Genomic DNA, 20,037 nt, shown 5'->3' with positions numbered 1-20,037 from the left:
TCGCCCGAGTGCTTGCCATGGCGCAACTGGATTCTACGAGGAACGAGACAGGCCTCGGATGGCAGAGACGACACATCCCGGGCAGCCGGGTACCGCCGACAAGGACCTCCAGCAGTTCCTGCTCGACCTCGGCAGCGCGCTGACGGCCTCTGGTGAGGCCGTCAACCTCATCGAGGACCATCTGCACCACCTGGCGGAGGTGTGCGGCGCTCCCCAGGCTCGGGTCAGCGTGCTGCCCACCTACCTGGCGATCTCGATGGAACCCGGGCGTCCGGTAGCCCTGGAGTCCACCAGTCGGCTGGCCGGTCATCTGCGGCTCGATCAAACGGCGGCGGTGTTCGAGATCCTCAAAGCTGCCGAAGGCGGGCAAATCTCACCCGCAGAAGGCAGTCGGCGGATCCACGAGGTCGGCCAGATGACTCCGCGCTTCAGGCCCACGGTCAGCGTCCTGGGCCACGTGGTGCTCACCACTGGTATCTGCCTGGTATTGGAGCCGACCTGGGGAGACCTCGTTCTCGCCGCGCTGTTCGGCGCGCTCGTGGGCGGCCTCAAGCTCCTCGCCAGGCGATGGAGCAGCATCCAGATGATCCTGCCTGTAGCAGCAGCGTTTACCGTCGCGGCCGTCACGTTCCTGGTCGTCGGGCAGGGATGGGCGCAGGCGGACCTGCGGGCAATGGTCCCACCGCTGGTGACGTTCCTGCCCGGTGCGATGCTCACGATGGCGGTCGTCGAGATCTCCGCCGCCGAGATCGTCTCCGGCGCCAGTCGCCTGGTGGCCGGGGCGCTACAACTCATGCTGCTCACCTTCGGGATCATCGGCGCCGCCCATGTGGTCGGCCTGCCCCCGCCGGATAGGCTTGCCGCCTCCGCCAGCCATGAGCTCGGCTGGTGGACGCCCTGGCTCGGCGTACTGATCATCGCGCTCGGGGACTACCTGCACCACTCGGCCCCGCGCGGCGCCCTCCGGTGGCTCTGCCTCGTCCTCTACACCGCCTGGATCGCCCAGTTCCTGGGCGACCAGGTGTTCGGCGGCTACCTCAGCGGCTTCATCGGCGCCATCGCCATGACTCCCGTGGCGTACCTGGTCGAACGGCGGCCCTCCGGGCCCCCGGCGTTGGTCTCCTTCATGCCGGCCTTCTGGTTGCTCGTACCGGGAGCATTGAGCGTTATCGGGGTTACCAAGTATCTGGGCCGGGGCGACCCCGCGGGTGCCCAGGAGTTCGTCTCCGCCGTCGGATCGATGATCGCGGTCGCACTCGGAGTGCTCTGCGGCTACCCCCTCTACCGCGCGCTGGCACGCGGCCTCGCCACGCTCGCACGCCGCCGATCCGCGTAGGCCCGAAGCCGCAGGGCCGCTCCACCGAGATTGTCCACAGGCGGATCTTGTCCACGAACCGTTCGCGGACGGCCCGTCGACGGCCTTCCGTCTGCATCGGCGGGCAGCGCGAGGAGGAGCCGATGGCGGCCATGGACACGGTGGGTCGTACGAACGGGTCGGCGCACGACATCTCGCCGAAACGGCGGCATGGTCGTGCTTGATCGGAACTGCCGGTGTCTCGGCGGTGAGCCCGGCATCGTCGCGTGGGACGGCCGCACGCTGTTTCGTCGAGGCGAAGACCCAAGAACCGCGCGGTTCGGCACCCCTTGCTGAAGCTGTCGGCCAGCGAAGGTGCGGCGCCCGCGGCGGTCGTCCAGGCGCGGCTCGTGCCGGGTGTACGGGGTGGTGGGCCGGCAACGGCCGCCCGGCGAAATCCGCTGGGCCGGTCGAATCCGCCCGTCCGAAGCGGCCCGCGACCAGGCAGTCCGCCATCGCAGGGGCGTCAAACGGCGGCGTCCACATACGTCCCACCGACGTCCCACAAAGATCAAGGCCGTATGGCTCAGAAGCTATACGGCCTGGTGAAGCATGGTGCGCCGCGTAGGACTTGAACCTACAACCCGCGGATTAAAGTAGATCTTACTGTCGTCTATTGCTTAATGGTGCCGTGTCGTGCCGACGAATATCAGCCTACCTGCAGGTTCGCCGTTTCTGAATGTCGATTAATGCTGATGGGTGACATTTCCCGCCAGGGCTGTCGATCACGCATGGATCACGTACGGACCGTGCGTTCGGCTACCGGCCGTCGCTACGTGAACGAAGAGCGGACGCGGCGGCGGTGTCAATCCGCGGCGGATGCATCGCCACCGATGTTCTTGGCGTTACCTGACTGGCCGAGTTCGCCACCGACCCGGCGGCGTCCTCGACGACTCTGTCCGAGCCGGGGAGAAAGTCTGTTCTTACGCGCACTGATCTAGCCGAGAAGAGTGCATTGAAATCACAGCGCTCCCAACCGGCCGTGCCGACCGGGAATCGGTCCTCAGACCGTAGCCGCGGCCAGCGCGCGCAGGGGCACGAATACAGGGGCAGCACGCTATCGATTGCACTAGATTGTCGCGGGTGGGGCTCAGTGGATTCGTGTACTGCCGTTGCTGGAAGGACGCTGGCCTAGAGGGCCCGATCGGCTTCGACGAGGACGGCTGGCTAGATCTGCTGACGCCGAACGATCCGGTGGCGCGGCGGTGGTTCGCGGCAGGGTGCGTGCACGAAAACTTCAGAGTCGCCTGGGCTGACCTGGGCAGTCTGGGCGGCCAGCGCGCCATCCGGCAGACGTGCGAGGCGATCGGCTGGTCGCTCTTGCCCACTCTGCGTGACGTTCTACCGACCACGAACGACGGCTGGATCCCGGCGGCCGACGTGCCTGCCGTCCTGTCCGAGCTCGAGGTATTTGAGAGCCAGGTGAGCACGGTCGCCGAGACTGTGCTGCTCGACGAGGCGACCGGGCATGCAATCTGCGGCTGTATCGGGTCGCATGGCTCGGTGTTCGGGTGGACCGGGAAATTGCACGCCGGGATCGACCCGGACGGCTTCTTCGTGTTGGACACCGGCACCGATCCGCCGGCCGTAGTGTTCCGCGCGAAGCGATTCGTGCAGCGCGCGTTGGGTGGTGACGTGGTGGAGTTCACTGGCGAGAACGGCACCGTACGGTTGCCGCTGTTCCTAGTGGGCAGCGTTCTGCCGGTGACCCCGGAGCGGCTGGCTGTAGTGACCCGTCCCCAGTCAGCGCAGCGCTGGGGCCACTGGCTCGGGTCGCTGCGCATGCTGTGCGCGGCTTCGCTGGCCGCCGGCAACCCGGTGAAGTGGGGCTGAGCACCGCCGATCGATGCTGACGCCGGCTGTCGTGGTGGGATCCGATCGGCGCATCAGGTCCTTCAAAGTTGACTCTCATGCTCCGCCGCGCGTTTCACGATATCCGCGGCGACGATTCGCCCGCCTGTAGCCTCGCGGACGCACTGATCTGCCGCAGTCATCGCGCGCCAGCCCGGCACGGCAGTCACTGTCCGTGTCCGCCGTTTGATGAACAGGTGCACGGCTTAGCCGAGAACAGCGCGTCCGATGTCGTGTCGAATGGCGGCCAGCGTGCAGTTCTCGTTGAGTCAGAACGTTGACGACGTCCACCCGGATCGGTACGAGGTGTTCCGTCGTGGCGATGATTCCTACCCGGCGCCGACTTCACACAGATTGATGACGCCCGGCCAACTCCCGAAGATCGGTGACCAGTTCGTCGATCCATCCGCGGGACACCGGGACCGCGTGGACGCCGGTCTCCACGACCCAGCGCAGCGCGTTCATGGTCCAGCACAGGCCGCCGGTCACCAGCTGATCGGTCACCGTCTGCGGGTCGGTGCCGGCTTCGTGCGCGAACAGCTCCGGCAAGGCTTCCATCCGTACGCTTTCGATCCGGCCCTGTTTCCGGCCCTCGCGGAGCAGGAGGTAAAGGTCGCCGAGGTGTGGGTGCACGTAGGCGTCCGACCAGTCGATGGTGACGATCCCGCCGCCGGGGGTGTGCAGCAGGTTTTTCGCCTGGAAGTCGCCGTGCACGATGGTCTCGGGTTCGCTGGAGAGTTGCTCCAGGCGGCCGGTCATCGCTCGGACCGGGTCGTCGAGCGCGCCGGCCAGGTCTGGGCGCAGGGCTGTCATCGCCGCGTCGGCCCGTGCCGCCACGGCCACGAGATCGGCGGTTGACCGGCGCAGACCGGCGGCCAGTGCTGGGTCGCAAGCCAGGCGCAGCGCCGACTCGGCACGGATCCGGGCCAGGACGCGGACGGCCTGCTCGTATCCTTCGGCGGTCGGGCGGTCCTCGAGGTTGTCGCCGCCGAAGTCCTCCAGGACGATCACCCCCGGGCCGCCCGCTGCGAGCAACCGCGGCGCGGGAATCCCGAGCGGAACGACCAACTCGTGATAACGCCGCGCTTCGCCGGCCGGCTCGCCGACGCCCCGCTTGGCGATCACCGATTTCCGGGTGGCACCGTCCAGGCGGATCCGCCAGACTTCCGACAGCGCCCAGCCGCGCAGTAGATCACCGCCGACGATCGTGCCGTCGAGGTCGGGAAGCCAGCTGGGCAGCGTTGTCTCGATCACCACGGCATTCTGCCCAAGGAGCCCCGCTATGCGCGTGCTGATTCTCGGCGGCACCAAGTACCTCGGTCGTCACCTCGCCGAGCACGCCCTGCAAGCTGGGCACGACGTCACTTTGTTCAACCGCGGGCGTACGGGCACGGATCTGTTTCCCGGCGTGCCCCGCCTGATCGGCGACCGGACCGCGGACGGCGACCCAGCCGGCCTGACCGCGCTCGGTACCGGCACCTGGGACACGGTTTTTGACTTCAGCGGCTTCCACCCGCGCCAGGTCGCCGCCACCGCCGGGCTGCTGGCCCCGCGCATCGGGCAGTACGTCTTCATGTCCTCGATCGCGGCCTATCCCCACTCGGCCGAGGCGGGCCGGTCGGAGGATGCCAAGCTGCTGCTGGCGGAGCCCGACGACGGCGAGTACGGCAACCTGAAGGTCGCCTGCGAGCAGGCGGCCGAGGCGGCCATGCCCGGCCGGGCGACGTCCGTCCGCGCGGGACTGATCAGCGGCCCCGGTGATCCGTTCGGCGCGTTCACCAGCTGGGCCCTCGCCATGGCCGGCGCCGGGGTGGTCCCGTGCGCGGCTCGGGCCTCGCAGTCGGTCCAGGTGACCGATGTCCGTGACCTGGCCGCGTTCCTGCTGCGGATCGGTACCGGCCCGTTCAACGTGATGCCGCCACCGATGACCTTCGCCCAGATGCTCGACACCTGCCGCCGGGCCGGTGGTGGAACGGCGACCGTCAAGTGGACGCAGGACGAGAACGTCGACGACCTCGGCGGGTTCATCGTGCAACCCCGCGACGGCAGTGACGACGGTGTATTCCAGCTCTCCGGCGAGCGCGCGCGGCTGGCTGGCTACCGGCCCCGGCCGTTCGCGGAGACGGCTCGTGACACGATCGAGTGGGCGCTGCGTACGAAGGCGACCTTCACCTACCCGCACTGACGCGCTTCGTTGCGCCGAAAGTCAGCAGCGAGTCGACCCGGGGCAGGGCCGTCCCACGTTTCGGTCGCACTCGCACGGCCAGCTTCCGACTCACCATCACTCTGGTCCGCAGCCGCGGGCTCAGAGCCTCCCACCAGGCGTCGCACGCATGCCGCCATTTTCGCCGGCCACGCCGAACGGTATCTCCGCACCCACGCGGTCCTGACGCCATCCGGATCTGCCGCAAGTCGGGCGCTCGACGGACCAGCGCGATCAGTAGAACAGGCCAGGTGTCCAGACGGATCCGGGCCCTGGCCTGTTCGCACGTGACCCGTGGTCGAAACGGGGACGGGGCGGAAGGTCGGTGAGCCGCCCGCTCTGCCGGGATCATCGCGATCGGTTCTGCCACGAACCGCTACGGACGTACGCCGACCCCGTCGACGCTGCACCGGATCCGGGCGACCCTGCGCTCGGCGTTGAACGCCGCGATTCGCGAGGGCTTGCTGCGGGATAACCCGGCCCGCTACGTCGAGGTGCCATCCCCGCGGCGTCCGCACGCGCTGGTGTGGACCGCCCCACGGGTGCAGGCGTGGCAGCAGACCGGCGAACGGCCGGCGGTCGCGGTCTGGACCACGCAGCAGACCGCCGCGTTCCTGCGCTTCGTCGCCCGGGACCGGCTTTCGGTGATGTGGTGGCTGATCGCCCTGCGCGGCCTGCGTCGAGGTGAAGCCGCCGGGCTCCGCTGGACTGACGTGGACCTCGACGCCGAGGTGGCGATGATCGAGCAGCAGCGCATCGCCAACGGCCACCTGATCACCGTCGGTCCGCCCAAGACGGCCGCGAGCCGGCGTCTGGTCGCGTTGGACCGGCACACGGTGCGGCTGTTGCGCGAGCACCGCCGCCGGCAACGCGCTGAGCAGCGGGCGGCGGGGGAGGTGTGGCTGGACAGCGGCTACGTGTTCACCACCGAGGACGGCGCGCCGCTGCACCCGGACTACCTGACCCGCCGCTTCCACCGCCTAGTGCTCGACACGGGGTTACCGCCGGTGCGGTTACACGACCTGCGGCACGGCGCCGCGAGCCTCGCGCACTGCGCCGGCGTCGACCTCAAGACGGTGCGGGCCCAGCTCGGGCACAGCAGCATCGTGCTCACCGCAGACACGTACACCAGCGTCCTGACCGACCTCCTGGCGTACGCCGCCGAAGCCACCGCCCGGCTCGTCCTCGCCGCCGCAGCCCGCAATCCCGGCCGCCGCCACCGCGGCAACGACCGCCCGACGAAATCCGCTGGGCCGGGCGGAGTAGCCCGCCCGAAACGGCCGGCGACCAGGCAGTCCGGCCATCGCAGGGGCGTGAAACGGCGGCGCCCACACACGTCCCACCGACGTCCCACAAAGATCAAGGCCGTATAGCCTGACGGCCATACGGCCTGGTGAAGCATGGTGCGCCGCGTAGAACTTGAACCTACAACCCGCGGATTAAGAGGGGTGGCCGTCGGGACGGGGGACCAGCTGGCTCAGTAGCATTCCCGCCATGATCGAATTTCCGGTGATCACGGCAGGGTCGCGGGTCGCTCCCGAACATTTCCACGCCCGATGGTGTGACGTGGTGACGCATCCGGAGTGGGCACCCGGCATGGAATACATCCGGCTCGACGGGCCGGTGTGTCCCGGCGCCCGCGGGGTGATGAAGACCCGGGCGGGGCAAGAGACTCCGATGCTGGTCAGCGATGTTGTTCCCGGGGTGGCCTTCCAGGACACCATTTTCCTGGACGGAGGTGCCTTGACGGTCCGTCACGAGTCGCACCGTGACGGCACGGGCAGCCGGCTGGAACTACACGCCTGGATCGACGGGCCACGGGCGGCGGAACTCGCGGCGACGATGGCTGGCCTCGAGAAGGTGCTTGCTGCTGACCTGGCCAGCTTGATCGCCCTGGTGGAACGCGAACACAACCGATAAAGGGTGCCCCTGGGGGCGCTGCCGCATCAAAGTTCAATGCGCGATTCGGGTCGGGCCGGGCGGAGTGGCAACGTCAGGCGGGCCGCCATCGGCCGACCTTGGCCCCGAGCCCCAGCCTTAGTCAAGATCACGTCTACCGACCTGGTTCCAACGGCGTGTACTTCCTTCGCCGACGGCCGGTCACGGACAGAGTGACGCAGCGGCTCCCTGTGTCGATCTCGCCACTGACTCCCGATGGTCAATAAGGTGGCGCTCGTTCTGTCGAACCGGTTCGAAATCGCAGACAGAACCACACCAGCCATTCGGCCGACCGGTCCCGCACGAACCTGTGAGTGGTCAGCCGCCGGTACCGGGCGTTTCGGCTCGGGCCGGAATCGGCTGGTCAACGGCTGGTCCACCCGAGATGATCTTCGAGTGGCGAACCTTCTCACTCAGCTGTCCGGAATCGAGTATGGCGAGACACCGACCGGTGTGCCGCTGGTGAGCGCCCGCTTTCCGGAGGGCGAGCACGACCGGGTCTGGCGTGCGTTGCGTGCCGAGCACAGCCGCACGGGTCTGTGGCCGGTGCTGGGCTGGACGGCTCCCCAGGCAGCCGAGATAGCACACCATTGGCCGTTCGGACCTCAGGGCCGCCCGTTGCTGGCCGCACTGCGTGATTTCGACGCGACGGAGCGGATGGCCCTCATCGTGCGGTCGATCCGGGAGTCGTGCATCGAGGGACTTGACCCGGCCGACCCGCAGGACGCCACCAGGATCACGGAATTCGAGGCGGACTTCGATCCGGTACGCGTGGCCGACGCGGTTGCGCCGCTTACCGAAGTCCCGGCCGGAGTCGAGCGGCATACCATGTGTGATCCGCCCACGCAGGTACTTCTCGTGCCGGCGGCGGCCGGCCATGAGGTTCTCGCCCTGGCGCCCGGGGTCCTTCCCGTCATGAACAACTGGACGGGAGGCCCGTCGCACCCGAGCCTCGAATACGCCGACCACATACTGGTGTTGCGGCACTGGGAACGCGCCTGGGGTGCGCAGCTCTACTACGGCCGCGGTGCGGTCCTGGAGCTTGCGGTCGCCCGACCACCGCGTGACCCGCTCGCGCTCGCGACCTGCGCGATCGAGCAGTCGTCCTACTGCGACGATCTGGCCCAAACCGTCGGCGCCGTGGCGGTCGTCGCGCGCGAGCAGGCGCCCGCAGGCCACTGGTCGTTCTGGTGGGACTGAACCGGCCGATCAACCAGGGGCGCGCGGAGCCTCGTCATGACCGCCATCCTTGCCGGGCTGCGCTCTTGCCGTGGGCGTGCACAAATCGCATCCGCCGGGGCCGGGTCCACTCCGGGTCCGGATGAGCCGGTTAGAGGTCTCGCGGGCGGCTGGGCAGCCAGATAGGGTGCCTCACCATGATCCGGATCGCGGGTGTGGAATTGACCGAGGCAACCGTGACGGGGCGCCCCGCGTGGCGACATGATCCCTCCGGGGTCGTATTCCGGCTGGTGCCGGCGGGCTCGTTCCAGATGGGGTTCTCGGACCGGGAGCTTGCCACCATCGAGGCCCTCTGCGACGACGAACTGGAGTGGCAGGACGACTACGCTGAGCGGTCGCGGCCGGTACGGGCGGTGAGCGTCCCGTCGTTTTTGATGGCGTGGCATCCGCTGACGGCTGCCCAGGCGCGGTGCTTCCTGCCCGGCTACAACGAGGGTGATCAGGGCGAGGACGAGCATGCCGCGGCAGCGCTGCACAGCCTGGAGTGTCTGGACCAGCTGCTGGCCGCGCTTCCTTTCCGGCTACCGAGCGAGGCTGAGTGGGAGTACGCCGCCCGCGCCGGAACCGCCACCCTGACCTACCGCGGCGACCAGCTCCCGGACCAGGACACGGACCTGCTCAGTAGCTTCGGGGACGAGGTTGTGATCCGGCGGCACGAGAATCGGTTCGGCGTTGCCGCGATGGGATCGGTCCTGGAGGCGTGCGCCGACACCTACCGGCCCGGCTACAGCCACGCTCCCCGCGACGCCGAACCGTATCTCGGTCAAGGTTCCCGAGTGAGCCGTGGCGGCGCCGCCGATTGCAGCCCCTGGCAGGGCTGCGGCGAGGAAGCCCTCATGTTCTCGGGCTTCCGTGCGGCCATCGAGCCGGACACCGTGATCGGCATGATCAACGCCGGCATCCGACCCGCCCTCGACTGGCCGCCCGCATCCTCATGACTGGCGCAGCGCATCAATGGCTCGAACGCGCTGCTTCAGCCGACTTGGGGACCCTCGTCTCCCATCGCGTCGCCGCCCGGACCGGTGTCCGGCGGAGATAACCCGGCGTCCGGATTTCGCCGAGAGCCGCGCGTTACCGACTGTGAATACCGCCCCGACTTGGTCGGCGCGGTGCTCTTGCCGAGGGTGCGTATGTCTATGGGGTAGGCGCGCTTGAGCTGCCTACGGCACCAGCGTGGCCCGGCGGATCATGGGCTTCTTCACCGGCGCACACAAGGACTACGCCGTCACGGTCTTCCCCGAGCTCACCAGCCGGGAACGCGAGATCCTGGAACTCGTCGCCGCCGGCGACGCCCAGGTGCGGGGGCTGTGAGGCCGTCGAGGGTGCGAGAAGGCCCCCAGCTCGGCTAGCAGGATGAGCGTTTCTTGGGGAGGTAGAGGGCGTAGGCGTGGTCGGAGGATTGGGGGTCCTTGACGTAGGTGGCCGTGATCAGGTGGGTGTCGTCCAGCGACTGCAAGTAGGTGACGGTCTTACCGGTGGGGACGTCGGCGCAGGAGAGGACTCGGCCGGTCTTGGCGTCGAGCTTGGCGAGGAGGCGGTCGCCGCCGTACCAGGAGGGGGAACTGACCCAGATCGATTTATCCTCGGGGCGCAGTTCCCGATGGTTGTAGGCACCGAACTGGTAGCCCGTCTCGCGGGTATCCCCGGTCACCTTCCAACGGGTCTTGTCGGACGGCTGATCGACGATGAGCATCTCGCCGCCGCCCTGGACGTGGGCGTAGCCGCGGTAGTCGACCCCGGCACCGGTGGCGACCAGCTTGCCGCTGTCGGTCATTGCGTAGAAGCGCGCCTTGTAGTCGTTGCCGTCGGAGTTGTGGTGTTCGAGGAGCAGGCAGTCCGAGCCGTCCGCCGCGCAGCCGTGCACCGCCACGCCGTCGGGACCCCTGCTGCCGGGGGTGTGCGGCCAGGATCTGGGGCGGAGCTCACTGGTGACGACGCCGGTGCGCGCGTCCAGCACCTTGACGTGGATGTCGGGGGAGGTCTCGCAGCCCGCGTCGACCACGACGAAGGCGCCCATCGGATTCCAGTTGGCGTCGCGGTCGCAGCCGGCCTGCTCGGTCTGCCACAGTTTTTTGCCGGTCGCCAGGTCGTAGCCGGCCAGTTGCCAGGCCCAGCCGACCAGCAGCGTCGAACCGGCGGTCGTGAAGGCGGCGCCGGAGTAGTAGCCGCTGACGCTCGATACATTGAACGAGCCGGTGATGACGCCCTCGCCCTGCGGCTCGAACTCCGCATGCCACGCGATCTTCCCGGTCAGCGCCTCCAGAGCCACCAGGCCGCCGTCGTCCCAGCCGGCTACCACGAGCTTGCGCCCGTCCAGCTCGACCACTCGCACGTCGGAGACGGCGGGATCACCGGCGCGCTCGTACGACCAATGGGCAGCGGCGTCCAGCGGGGCATCGATCGGCTGGGCGACCACCTTGTGCTCGAACACGGTGACCCGAAGGGCGTCGTCGACGGCCAGCGGCGGCGCCGGGAAATTCTCGATGACCGTGCCAGGCGGTGCGGACACGGCGACGACCGCACCGGACGCGGTGTGCACGGTCTCATCCCAATCGAAGCTGCTGTCCTCCGCACCGAGGCTGCAAGCGGCAAGAGACAGTGTGAAACCGGCGGCCGCCCCGGCCGCGGTCAACCTTCGCAACATGTGTAGTAGTCCTCCCGTGAGGGGAAGACCCTAACGCGCCCGGACGGTCTGACCGGCGACGAGGTGGCGGCGCCGAGGCCGGCGACCTCGTCGATGCGGTATAATGCGCCGACCCTCGCCTTACCCCGACGTGCTCGTCGGGGCCCCGCCGCAGCCGTTCCAGGTCCAATACCCGGGCCTGTCCGCGACGTAATAGGCGCACCGGGCCCGGGCTGCGAGCCCGTACCCTTCTGTCGCGATCCGCGCGTTGCTGGCTGCGGTGAGTGATGCTGCGTTTGCCCTTCCGAGCTCCACATCGGAGTGACCTGGTAGCCATTGGTGTGCCGCTCAGGCTCATTGTTGAGCTATCCGATCGAGGGAGGCGTGGCGATGAGCGGTGGAGTGTTCAAACGGTGTGGGTGCAGGTCGTCGAGCACGGGCCGGCTCCTGAACTTGAGCTGTCCGCGGCTGCCTGAACGGTGCCATGGGAGCTGGTACTTCGACTGCGCTGTGCCGGTCCTGCCCGGCATGCGAGAGCGCCTGCGTCGTGGGGTTTACCCGACGCGGCGAGATGCCGTCGCGGCCCGCGACGCGTTGATGGGTGACGGCGACACTGCATTGGCCGAGGGATGGACGGTAGCCCGGTGGCTGCGGTACTGGCTGACCACCCGAACGAAGATCCGCCCGACGACCCTGCGTTCCTAAGGTCCACGTCGAGCGGCATCTGATCCCGCATCTCGGCCGGGCCCGGCTCAGTGATCTGGCTGGTCGGCACATCACTGACATGATCACCGCGATCGGTTCTGCCACGAACCGCAATGGACGTACGCCGACCCCGTCGACGCTGCATCGGATCCGCACGACGCTGCGCTCGGCGTTGAAAGCCGCGATCCGCGAAGGTCTGCTGCGGGACAATCCGGCCCGCTACGTCGAGTGCCGTCCCCGCGCCGTCCGCATGCCTTGGTCTGGATTGCGCAGCGCGTGGACGCCTGGCAGAAGATGGGCGAACGGCCGGCGGTCGCGGTGTGGACCACCGAGCAGACCGCCACCTTCCTCACCTTCGTCGCCCAGGATCGCCTCGCCGTGATGTGGTGGCTGATTGCCCTACGCGGCCTACACCGAGGCGAGACCGCCGGGCTGCGCTGGGCCGGCGTGGCCCTCGATGCCGGCGTCGCGATGATCGAGCAACAGCGCATCGCCAACGGCCACCTAATCACCGTCGGCCCGCCCAAGACCGCCGCGAGCTGGCGTCTGGTTGCCTGGACCGGCACACGGTGCGGCTGCTGCGCGAGCACCGCCGTCGGCAACGCGTCGAACAACGGGCGGCGGGGGAGGTGGGTGGCTGGACAGCGGCTACGTGTTCACCACCGAGGACGGCGCGCCGCTGCACCCGGACTACCTGACCCGCCGCTTCCGCCACCTGGTCCTCGAATCCGGCCTACCGCCGGTGCGGTTACACGACCTACGGCACGGCGCGGCCAGCCTCGCGCACTGCGCCGGCGTCGACCTCAAGACGGTGCGGGCCCAGCTCGGGCACAGCAGCATCGTGCTCACCGCGGACACGTACACCAGCGTCCTGACCGACCTCCTGGCGTACGCGGCCGAAGCGACTGCCCGGCTTGTCCCCGCCGCCGAGCGAAATCCCGGACGCCGCCACAGCGGCAACGACCGCTCGACGAAATCCGCTGTGCCGGTCGATTCCGGCTGGCCGAAGCGGCCCGCGACCGGGCAGTCCGGCCATCGAAGGGGCGTCAAACGGTGGCGCCCACCCACGTCCCACCGACGTCCCACAAAGATCAAGGCCGCATAGCCTGACGGCTATACGGCCTGGTGAAGCATGGTGCGCCGCGTAGGACTTGAACCTACAACCCGCGGATTAAGAGTCCGCTGCTCTGCCAGTTGAGCTAGCGGCGCTCGCTGACAACGCAGAAACATTAACACGGGGTTCGCGGCGGCCCGAAATCGGGCCGCCCGCATGATCGTCCGGGGTAAACCCGCCCTGTGGATGACCCCGCGCGTTGCGCGCATAGGGCAGGATGTGCCAGCCGGAACGTGAGAACGGGGCACAGAATGGTCAGCATGCGGCGCTCGGTCGTGGCGGTTGTGGCGTTGGCGGTGGTCACGCCGCTGGCGCTGGCTGCCTGCGGCGGTGACGAGGACAAACCCACCGCCGCGTGGGTGGGTGGCTCGCAGGCTCCACCGTCCTCCGGTGTGGTTCCCGAGTCCGGTTCGACCGCGGCTGCGACCGGTCCGGTCTCACTGAGCGTGACGCCCGCCACCGGCAAGAAGGGTGTGCCCATCAGCACTGAGATCGGTTTCACGGTCTCGGGGGGCAAGGTCACCACCGTCGCGCTCAAGGATGCCTCCGGCAAGGCCGTCGACGGCGCGCTGCGTGAGGACGGTTCCGCCTGGGTGCCGAGCAAGCCCCTCAAGACCAGCAAGCGGTACGACGCCACGGTCACCGCCGTCGACGCCGCCGGGCAGGCCAAGACGGCCTCCACCACGTTCACCACGATGGGCAGCCCTGGTAAGCGGACGGGTACGGGCCTGTACCTCTTCGACGACCGCACGTACGGGGTGGCCATGCCGGTCGTCGTCGAGTTCAGCCCGGGCATCAAGAAGAAGGACCGGGCCGCCGTGCAGAGGCGGATGTTCGTCAAGACCGAGCCGGCGCAGCCCGGAGTCTGGTCGTGGACCGCGAGCGGCTCACAGGCCTACTACCGCGCCCCCGACTACTGGACGGCGGGCACCAAGCTCTCCGTGCGCATCGCCGTCGGTGGCCTGCCGACCGGCGGGGGGCGCTACGGCGACCAGGACCGGGGTGCGGTTGCCAAGATCGGCCGCAGCTTCGTGATGAAGGTCGAGAACAAGACCAAGAAGATGACCGTGGTGCAGGACGGCAGGACGATCCGTACCATCCCGGTCAGCCTCGGCAAGTCCAGCACGCCCTCGTCCAGCGGCACCATGGTCGTGATGGAGAAGAAGGCGGCCACCGTCTTCGACACCACCGCCGAGCTCGGGCCGGAGGAGGGCTACCGGACCGAGATCGAGTACGCCCAGCGCATCACCTGGAGCGGTCAGTACATCCACTCGGCCCCGTGGTCGGTCGGCTCGCAGGGCCGCCGGAATGTGTCACACGGGTGTGTCAACGTATCCCCGTCGAACGCCCGCTGGCTGTTCGACAAGACCCTGATCGGTGATCCGATCACCATTCGGGGTACTGGGGACAAGCTGTCCGCCGGCAACGGCTGGACGGCCTGGGACATGAGCTGGAAGGACTTCGTGAAGGGGAGCGCCCTGCCGGTGCCCGCGGACCTGGCGGCCCGGGCCGCCTGAAACCTCGAGGCGCGGGGTGATTCGCAGCACTGATCCGGGCGCGGCGCCATCCTCCAGAGGGTCACGGCACGAATCCGGGATTGGTGGCCCGGCATTCATGGAGGAAGATGGGCGCCTGGACGACGGCGCGCTGAGAGGGATCATGGGACTTCGTGGAGAACGGTCGACGGACGTGGATGCGCTCCGCCAGGCCGGCCTGGCCGGGCGGCGGCCGTGGCGGATGGCCGCGGCGGCGCTGGTAGCCGCGAGTGTGCTGGTCACCGCCGGCTGCAGTGGCGACAAGGCCGACACGCCCTCGTGGCAGGGTGGCGCACCGGGCGACGGCCAGGCCGCTTCGGCGTCTCCCTCGCCGCAGCCGACGCTGAGCACGGTGGCGGTCACGTCGCCGGCCGCGGACGCCAAGGACGTCGTCGCCTCGGCCGAGATCAAATACGACACCGAGGACGCCGAGAACACCTCCGTCGAGGTCAAGGACGCCGACGGTGCCGAGGTCAAGGGCACTCTCGACAAGGACGACAGGGTTTTCCGGCCGGCCAAGGCGCTGGGTTGGGGCAAGACCTACACGGTGACGGTCAACGGCACCCCTTCGGGTGACAAGGGCGGCACCACGACCAGCACCTTCACGGTGATGAAGAAGCCGTCGAAGCTGGTGCGGGTGACGAGCTTCCTCGGTGACGGCCAGACGGTCGGCGTCGGCATGCCGCTGATCGTCAGGTTCGGCCGCTCGGTCCCGTCCAAGTACCGCGACGATGTCCAGCGCCGCATGACGGTGACGGCGTCGCCGGTCCAGGAGGGCATCTGGCACTGGGTCAGCCCCACCGAGGTGCACTACCGGCCGAAGACGTACTGGAAGGCCTACACCAAGATCTTCTACAAGGTGCAGCTCGCCGGCGTGCCGATGGGTGACGGCTGGTATGGCCGCTCCGACATGACCGTGGACATCAAGACCGGGCGCGCGCTGGTCATGACGGTCTCCAACAAGACCAAGAAGATGACCGTCAAGCAGGACGGCAAGGTCATCAAGACCATCCCGGTCAGCCTCGGCAAGAAGAGCACCCCGTCTTCGAGCGGCACGATGGTCGTCATCGACAAGCAGGCGCACACCGTCTTCGACACGCTTGACGAGCTCGGCCCCGAGAAGGGCTACCGCACCAAGATCGACTATGCGCAGCGGATCACCTGGAGCGGCCAGTTCATCCACGCCGCACCGTGGTCCGAGGGCGTGCAGGGCCGGGCCAACGTCTCGCACGGCTGCGTGAACATCTCGATGGCCAACGGCAAGTGGCTGTTCGGCCGCACGATGCTCGGCGACCCGATCACGGTCAGCGGCACCGAGGAGAAGCTGAAGAACGGCAACGGCTGGACCGACTGGAACATGAGCTGGGAGCAGTACAAAAAGGGCAGCGCGATCTGATCGGCGCGCAAGCGGCCTCGCCTAGGCGCCGGGTGCGACCCGGGCGAGGTCGCTGCGGAGCTTCGCGCGTATCTCCGCGCTGTCCGGGTGGTCGATCTCCTCGTAGATGTCCAGCGCCTGGCGCCAGGCGTCGTGGGCCATGCCCGGGTCGCCCGCGGCCAGGTGGGTGTCGCCGATGTGGGTCAGGATGATCGCCTCCAGCCGGCGGTCGCCCTGGTCGCGGAACAGTTCGCGGGACCGGCGATAGCAGGCCAGGGCCTCGGCGTACGCGCCCAGGTGGTGGTGCACGTAGCCGACGCTGTCCCAGGAGTGCGCCGCGCCGGGCCAGTTGCCCACCGCCTCCTGGATGGCCACCGCGCGCTGGCAGTACTCCAGCGCCACCGCGTGGTTTCCCAGGGTCACGTGGCACCAGCCCAGGTTGTTGAGCGCGCTCGCCTCGCCGGGGCGGTCGCCGTGCGCCCGGTACACCTCCAGGGCCTTCCCGGCCTGCTCCAGCGCCTCGTCGTAGCGGCCCAGCCGGCGCGCGGTCGTGCCCAGGTTGAGGTGGATGATGGCCCGTTCGCCGACCTCGTCGTGCCCGTCGAGCAGCTCCAGGGCCAGGGTCAGGTGGCGGTGTGACAGCTCGGGGCGGCCGAGCTCGCGGTGGGCGTACCCGAGGTTGTAGTGGATCCGGGCCAGCCGGACCGGGTCGCCGGAGCCCTCCGTGACCGCCAGCGCGACGTCCAGGCAGGCCATCCAGTCCCGCTCGTTCCACTCCCGCTCGAAGAAGGTCGCCAGCGCCCAGGGCAGCAGATAGGAGTGCGTGTCGAAGCCCGCCGCCGCGGCGAGGTCAACCGCGGCGCGCAGCGGCCGCTTCTCCCGGGCGAACCAGGCCAGCGCGGCCGCCATGTCGGCGAGCGGCTCCGGCGCCGCGCCGGCGGTGAGCGGGTCGGGCCGGTAGTAGAGCTTCGTGCGGTTCGGGTAGAGCAGGCGGTCGCCGGCCAGCGCGGTGTGCAGATAGAAATCCAGCACCCGGTGGGTCGCCGCCCGGCGGTCGGCCTCCGGGTCGATCCGGTCGGTCAGTTCCCGCGCGTACGCCCTGAGCAGGTCATGGCAGCCGTACCGCCCGGCCGGCTGCTCGGCCAACAGGTTGGCCCGGATGAGCCGGGTCAGCGGCGGCCGCACCTCGTCCGCGGGCAGCCCGGCCAGGCTCGCCACGGCGCCGATGCCCGCGTCGGGGCCGGGGTGCAGCCCGAGCAGGCGGAACAGGCGCGCCGCGGCGGGGTCCAGCGTGCGGTAGGACCAGGAGAACACCGCCCGCACGTCGGTGGCGGGGTCGGGGTCGGCCAGCGCGTCCAGCCGGTGCCGGGCCTCGGTGAGCTCGGCCGCGACCGCACCCAGGGAGAAGTGGGGGTGGGTCGCGGCGCGTGCCGCGGTGATGGCCAGGGCCAGCGGCAGGCCGGCGCAGGCCGCCAGGATCCGGTCGACGGCCTCGGGGTCGTCCTTGATCCGGTGCTCGCCGACCCGGCGGGCGAGCAGCTCGCGGCCCTCGGCGCCGGACATGACGTCGAGCCGCAGCGGCCGGGCGCCCTCGGCGGCCACCAGGCCCGACAGCGAGGCGCGGCTGGTCACCAGGGCGAGGCAGCCGGCCTCGCCGGGCAGCAGCGGGCGGACCTGTGCGGCGTCGGCCGCGTTGTCGAGCAGGATCAGCATCCGCCGGCCGGTCAGCCGGCTGCGGAAGAGGGCGGCCTGTGCCCCGACGTCGCCGGGGATCCGCTGCGCCGGTACGCCGAGCGCCTCCAGGAATCCGCGCAGCACCTCCGCCGGCGCGGCGGGCGGGCCGCCCGGGTCGAATCCCCGCAGGTTGACGTGGAGCTGGCCGTCGGGGAACCGGTCGCGGACCTCGTGCGCCCAGTGCACGGCCAGCGTGCTCTTGCCGATCCCGGCGGTGCCGGACACCACGGCGACGACCAGGCCCTCGGCCTCGTCCAGGAAGTCGTCGAGAGTGGACAGCTCGGCCTCGCGGCCGGTGAATCCCCGGACGTCGAGCGGCAACTGCCGCGGCACGTGCGCCTCGGTGACCGGCCGGCGCGGGTCGGCCTGGTGTGCCTCCTCCAGCTCGGGTCCAGGCGCGGCGCCGAGCTCGTCCCGCAGCCGTTGCCGGGTCCGGCGGTAGCAGGCCAGCGCCTCGGAGGGCCTGCCGTCGGCCCGCAGCGCCCGGATCAGCACCGCCGCCAGCGGCTCGACCAGCGGATGGGCCTCCAGGAGCGGCCGGAGCAGGTCGGCGACGGCGCCCGGGGGCGTGCCCAGCTCGAGCTCGATCGGCGCGAGGGTCAGCGTCGCGGACAGCCGCTGCTGCTCGCACTCGTCGCGCACCTGGGCCGCCCAGCCGCCCCGCAGGCCCGCCAGCGGCTGGCCGTGCCAGAGCCCGAGCGCCTCGCGTAGCAGGTCAGCGGTCTGGCCGGGGCTCTGCCCGGCGCCGCGGGAACGCCCGACCAGGCGCCGGAACCGGAGCAGATCGACCCGCTCCGGATCGGCGCGCAGGGCGTAGCCGCCGTCACGGAACTCCAGCCGGACGGTGTCCTCCAGGGTCTCCAGCGAGCGGCGCAACCGCAGCACGTACGTGTGCAGGGCGTTGCGCACGGTCCGGGGCGGATGCTCGTCCCAGACCCGGTCGATGAGGACCTCGACGGGCACCGTGCGCCCGGCGTCGACGGCGAGCGCGGCGAGCACGGCGCGCTGCTTGGCGGGGCCGAGGTCGAGGCGTTGCGCACCGGCGAGGAGCTCGACCGGCCCGAGGATGCGCAGATCCCACATGGCGCGGCGGCCCTCCGGTTCCGGTGCGGCATTTCAGCCTTCATCAATCCGGATTTCAGAGTAGTCGCGCACGATGCTCGATGGCTCGACGCCAACGGGGGTGGGTGGAGCCGTCGGTCACCACCGACGGCTCCACCCAAGAGCCGGTCCGGGCGGCGTCGTCGTCACCTGGGCTGGATGAGCCAATTCCAGGCGCGGCGGAGGCCGTCCGTGAAGTGGGCGTCCCCGTCCGGCGCCGGCTCCGCCGAGGGATCCTTCAGCTCGCCGGCCGGCACCGAGATGATCACGCCGTGCTCGAAGATTCCGTCGACCTGGGACGCGCTCGCGTAGCGGTGGCCGTCGGACGTTTTCAGCACCAGGCCGTGGAAGATGTCCTCCTGCTCATCCGCCAGGACGTGTGCGACCGAGCCGACGCTGTCGCCCGCGCGGTCGTAGACCGGCGTGCCGTCGGCGAGGACCACGAACGACTGCGGGGCCCCGAGGTCTTCTGGGGCGTTGTTCTGCGACATGCCCTGGAGATACCCCGGGCGGGCGCCGGATAACCGAAGGTCAGTCGCCCATCGGGAGCAGGGCCACCTCGCTGTAGAAGCGGTCGATCGTGCGGACCGTCGCCTCGAACTCGTCCAGGCCGAACGGCTTGGTCACGTACGCGTTCGCACGGTGCTGGTAGCTCGACGCGATGTCCGGTGCCGCGCCCGACGTGGTCAGTATGACCACCGGTATCGCCTTCAGCCGGTCGTCGGTCTTGATCGCCGCCAGGGTCTCGCGGCCGTCCATGCGGGGCATGTTCAGGTCCAGCAGGATCAGGTCCGGGCGCTGGGCGCTCTCGTACGGGTGCGTCCGGCGCAGGTAGTCCAGCGCCTCGCGGCCGTCGGCCACGCGGTTGACCGTGGCACCGTGCTCCGCGTTCTCCAGCGCCTCCGAGATCATCAGGGCGTCGGCATCGTCGTCGTCGACGACGAGGATTTCGAGACTCCGCACCGCTGCGCCCCCTTTGTTTGCAGTCCGGCAAGCATAGGGGGTAGTGGGCCCCTGAACCACTTGCCGCCGACTCGATCTCGTTGCGCGAAGAGACATGTCTCACCCGCCGGTCCGGCAACCTCCGCGAAACGACTGGTCACTGCCCGTAGATGAAAGGTGAGTAATTGAGTACGCAAAGTAGTTGCGCCGGGGGCTGCACCGATCGACGCCCGGCTCTCGTCCCCTCAGCGTGGGAGATCATCGGCGGGAACCGGCAACGGCACGGAAACGATGGAATCCGCGGCGGATCGCGGCGCGGCTCG

General features: G+C 69.4%; 16 protein-coding genes and 1 tRNA gene. 11 read left to right on the top strand and 6 right to left on the bottom strand.

What is annotated here, in order from left to right:
* The first annotated feature begins 58 nt into the window (after positions 1 to 58).
* Complete coding sequence (locus AB0B58_RS28380; protein WP_360229688.1) at positions 59 to 1,336, top strand: threonine/serine exporter family protein; 1,278 nt, start codon at positions 59 to 61, stop codon at positions 1,334 to 1,336.
* Positions 1,337 to 2,437: 1,101 nt separating this feature from the next.
* The gene (locus AB0B58_RS28375) at positions 2,438 to 3,187 is read left to right on the top strand and encodes a hypothetical protein (RefSeq protein WP_360229686.1); all 750 of its coding nucleotides are present in this window, start codon (positions 2,438 to 2,440) and stop codon (positions 3,185 to 3,187) included.
* Positions 3,188 to 3,550: 363 nt separating this feature from the next.
* On the opposite strand, the gene AB0B58_RS28370 is transcribed toward AB0B58_RS28375, so the two are convergent.
* Positions 3,551 to 4,459, bottom strand: a complete 909-nt coding sequence (locus AB0B58_RS28370; protein ID WP_360229684.1) for a phosphotransferase — start codon at positions 4,457 to 4,459, stop codon at positions 3,551 to 3,553.
* 28 nt (positions 4,460 to 4,487) lie between these two features.
* On the opposite strand from AB0B58_RS28370, the gene AB0B58_RS28365 reads away from it, so the two are divergent.
* The 6 genes from AB0B58_RS28365 (at position 4,488) to AB0B58_RS28340 (ending at position 9,896) form a co-directional block, all read left to right on the top strand.
* Positions 4,488 to 5,390, top strand: coding sequence for an epimerase (locus AB0B58_RS28365; protein ID WP_360229682.1), 903 nt, complete (start codon positions 4,488 to 4,490; stop codon positions 5,388 to 5,390).
* A 455-nt stretch (positions 5,391 to 5,845) separates the two neighbouring features.
* Positions 5,846 to 6,781: a site-specific integrase gene (locus AB0B58_RS28360; protein WP_360229680.1), complete on the top strand. Its 936-nt coding sequence runs from the start codon at positions 5,846 to 5,848 to the stop codon at positions 6,779 to 6,781.
* 121 nt (positions 6,782 to 6,902) lie between these two features.
* Positions 6,903 to 7,328: a hypothetical protein gene (locus tag AB0B58_RS28355; protein ID WP_360229678.1), complete on the top strand. Its 426-nt coding sequence runs from the start codon at positions 6,903 to 6,905 to the stop codon at positions 7,326 to 7,328.
* Between the two features lie 246 nt (positions 7,329 to 7,574).
* Entirely contained in the window at positions 7,575 to 8,546 is a 972-nt protein-coding gene (locus AB0B58_RS28350) for a DUF4253 domain-containing protein (RefSeq protein ID WP_360229676.1), read from the top strand.
* A 176-nt stretch (positions 8,547 to 8,722) separates the two neighbouring features.
* Positions 8,723 to 9,523 carry an SUMF1/EgtB/PvdO family nonheme iron enzyme gene (locus tag AB0B58_RS28345; RefSeq protein WP_360229674.1) on the top strand — a complete coding sequence of 267 codons (801 nt, stop codon included), beginning with the start codon at positions 8,723 to 8,725 and terminating at the stop codon, positions 9,521 to 9,523.
* Between the two features lie 235 nt (positions 9,524 to 9,758).
* On the top strand, positions 9,759 to 9,896 hold the full coding sequence (locus AB0B58_RS28340) for a hypothetical protein (RefSeq protein ID WP_360229672.1): 138 nt from the start codon (positions 9,759 to 9,761) through the stop codon (positions 9,894 to 9,896).
* Between the two features lie 34 nt (positions 9,897 to 9,930).
* On the opposite strand, the gene AB0B58_RS28335 is transcribed toward AB0B58_RS28340, so the two are convergent.
* A complete protein-coding gene (locus tag AB0B58_RS28335) occupies positions 9,931 to 11,124 on the bottom strand; it encodes a PQQ-binding-like beta-propeller repeat protein (RefSeq protein WP_360229671.1) in 1,194 nt (397 codons plus the stop codon).
* 1,441 nt (positions 11,125 to 12,565) lie between these two features.
* Between AB0B58_RS28335 and AB0B58_RS28330 the strand changes: the two genes are divergently transcribed.
* The gene (locus AB0B58_RS28330) at positions 12,566 to 13,018 is read left to right on the top strand and encodes a tyrosine-type recombinase/integrase (RefSeq protein ID WP_360229669.1); all 453 of its coding nucleotides are present in this window, start codon (positions 12,566 to 12,568) and stop codon (positions 13,016 to 13,018) included.
* Positions 13,019 to 13,046: 28 nt separating this feature from the next.
* Here the strand turns inward: AB0B58_RS28330 and AB0B58_RS28325 are convergent.
* A tRNA-Lys gene (locus tag AB0B58_RS28325) sits at positions 13,047 to 13,122 on the bottom strand.
* Between the two features lie 156 nt (positions 13,123 to 13,278).
* Here AB0B58_RS28325 and AB0B58_RS28320 point away from each other — a divergent pair.
* Together AB0B58_RS28320 and AB0B58_RS28315 are read left to right on the top strand one after the other, a co-directional pair.
* Positions 13,279 to 14,544 carry an Ig-like domain-containing protein gene (locus AB0B58_RS28320; RefSeq protein WP_360229667.1) on the top strand — a complete coding sequence of 422 codons (1,266 nt, stop codon included), beginning with the start codon at positions 13,279 to 13,281 and terminating at the stop codon, positions 14,542 to 14,544.
* Between the two features lie 220 nt (positions 14,545 to 14,764).
* Entirely contained in the window at positions 14,765 to 15,958 is a 1,194-nt protein-coding gene (locus AB0B58_RS28315) for an Ig-like domain-containing protein (RefSeq protein WP_360229716.1), read from the top strand.
* Between the two features lie 21 nt (positions 15,959 to 15,979).
* On the opposite strand, the gene AB0B58_RS28310 is transcribed toward AB0B58_RS28315, so the two are convergent.
* The 3 genes from AB0B58_RS28310 to AB0B58_RS28300 all read right to left on the bottom strand — a co-directional run bounded on the left by AB0B58_RS28310 (position 15,980) and on the right by AB0B58_RS28300 (position 19,735).
* Positions 15,980 to 18,754 (bottom strand): tetratricopeptide repeat protein, encoded by a 2,775-nt coding sequence (locus tag AB0B58_RS28310; RefSeq protein ID WP_360229665.1) that lies wholly within the window; start codon positions 18,752 to 18,754, stop codon positions 15,980 to 15,982.
* Between the two features lie 164 nt (positions 18,755 to 18,918).
* Complete coding sequence (locus AB0B58_RS28305; RefSeq protein WP_360229663.1) at positions 18,919 to 19,263, bottom strand: PRC-barrel domain-containing protein; 345 nt, start codon at positions 19,261 to 19,263, stop codon at positions 18,919 to 18,921.
* A gap of 40 nt (positions 19,264 to 19,303) precedes the next feature.
* Positions 19,304 to 19,735, bottom strand: coding sequence for a response regulator (locus AB0B58_RS28300; protein ID WP_360229661.1), 432 nt, complete (start codon positions 19,733 to 19,735; stop codon positions 19,304 to 19,306).
* Positions 19,736 to 20,037 lie beyond the last annotated feature (302 nt).

The sequence above is a fragment of the Actinoplanes sp. NPDC049118 genome, assembly GCF_040648555.1.
Classification (GTDB): Bacteria; Actinomycetota; Actinomycetes; order Mycobacteriales; family Micromonosporaceae; genus Actinoplanes.
Note: the sequence above shows the minus strand (reverse complement) of the source record. Positions and strands in the feature narration are given on the sequence as shown.

Bases quoted from the DNA above. Each gene is read 5' to 3' on its own strand.
- AB0B58_RS28355 (WP_360229678.1), top strand. From the start codon at position 6,903: ATGATCGAATTTCCGGTGATCACGGCAGGGTCGCGGGTCGCTCCCGAA.
- AB0B58_RS28305 (WP_360229663.1), bottom strand. From the start codon at position 19,263: ATGTCGCAGAACAACGCCCCAGAAGACCTCGGGGCCCCGCAGTCGTTC.
- AB0B58_RS28345 (WP_360229674.1), top strand. From the start codon at position 8,723: ATGATCCGGATCGCGGGTGTGGAATTGACCGAGGCAACCGTGACGGGG.
- AB0B58_RS28310 (WP_360229665.1), bottom strand. From the start codon at position 18,754: ATGTGGGATCTGCGCATCCTCGGGCCGGTCGAGCTCCTCGCCGGTGCG.
- AB0B58_RS28315 (WP_360229716.1), top strand. From the start codon at position 14,765: ATGGCCGCGGCGGCGCTGGTAGCCGCGAGTGTGCTGGTCACCGCCGGC.
- AB0B58_RS28365 (WP_360229682.1), top strand. From the start codon at position 4,488: ATGCGCGTGCTGATTCTCGGCGGCACCAAGTACCTCGGTCGTCACCTC.
- AB0B58_RS28320 (WP_360229667.1), top strand. From the start codon at position 13,279: ATGGTCAGCATGCGGCGCTCGGTCGTGGCGGTTGTGGCGTTGGCGGTG.
- AB0B58_RS28380 (WP_360229688.1), top strand. From the start codon at position 59: ATGGCAGAGACGACACATCCCGGGCAGCCGGGTACCGCCGACAAGGAC.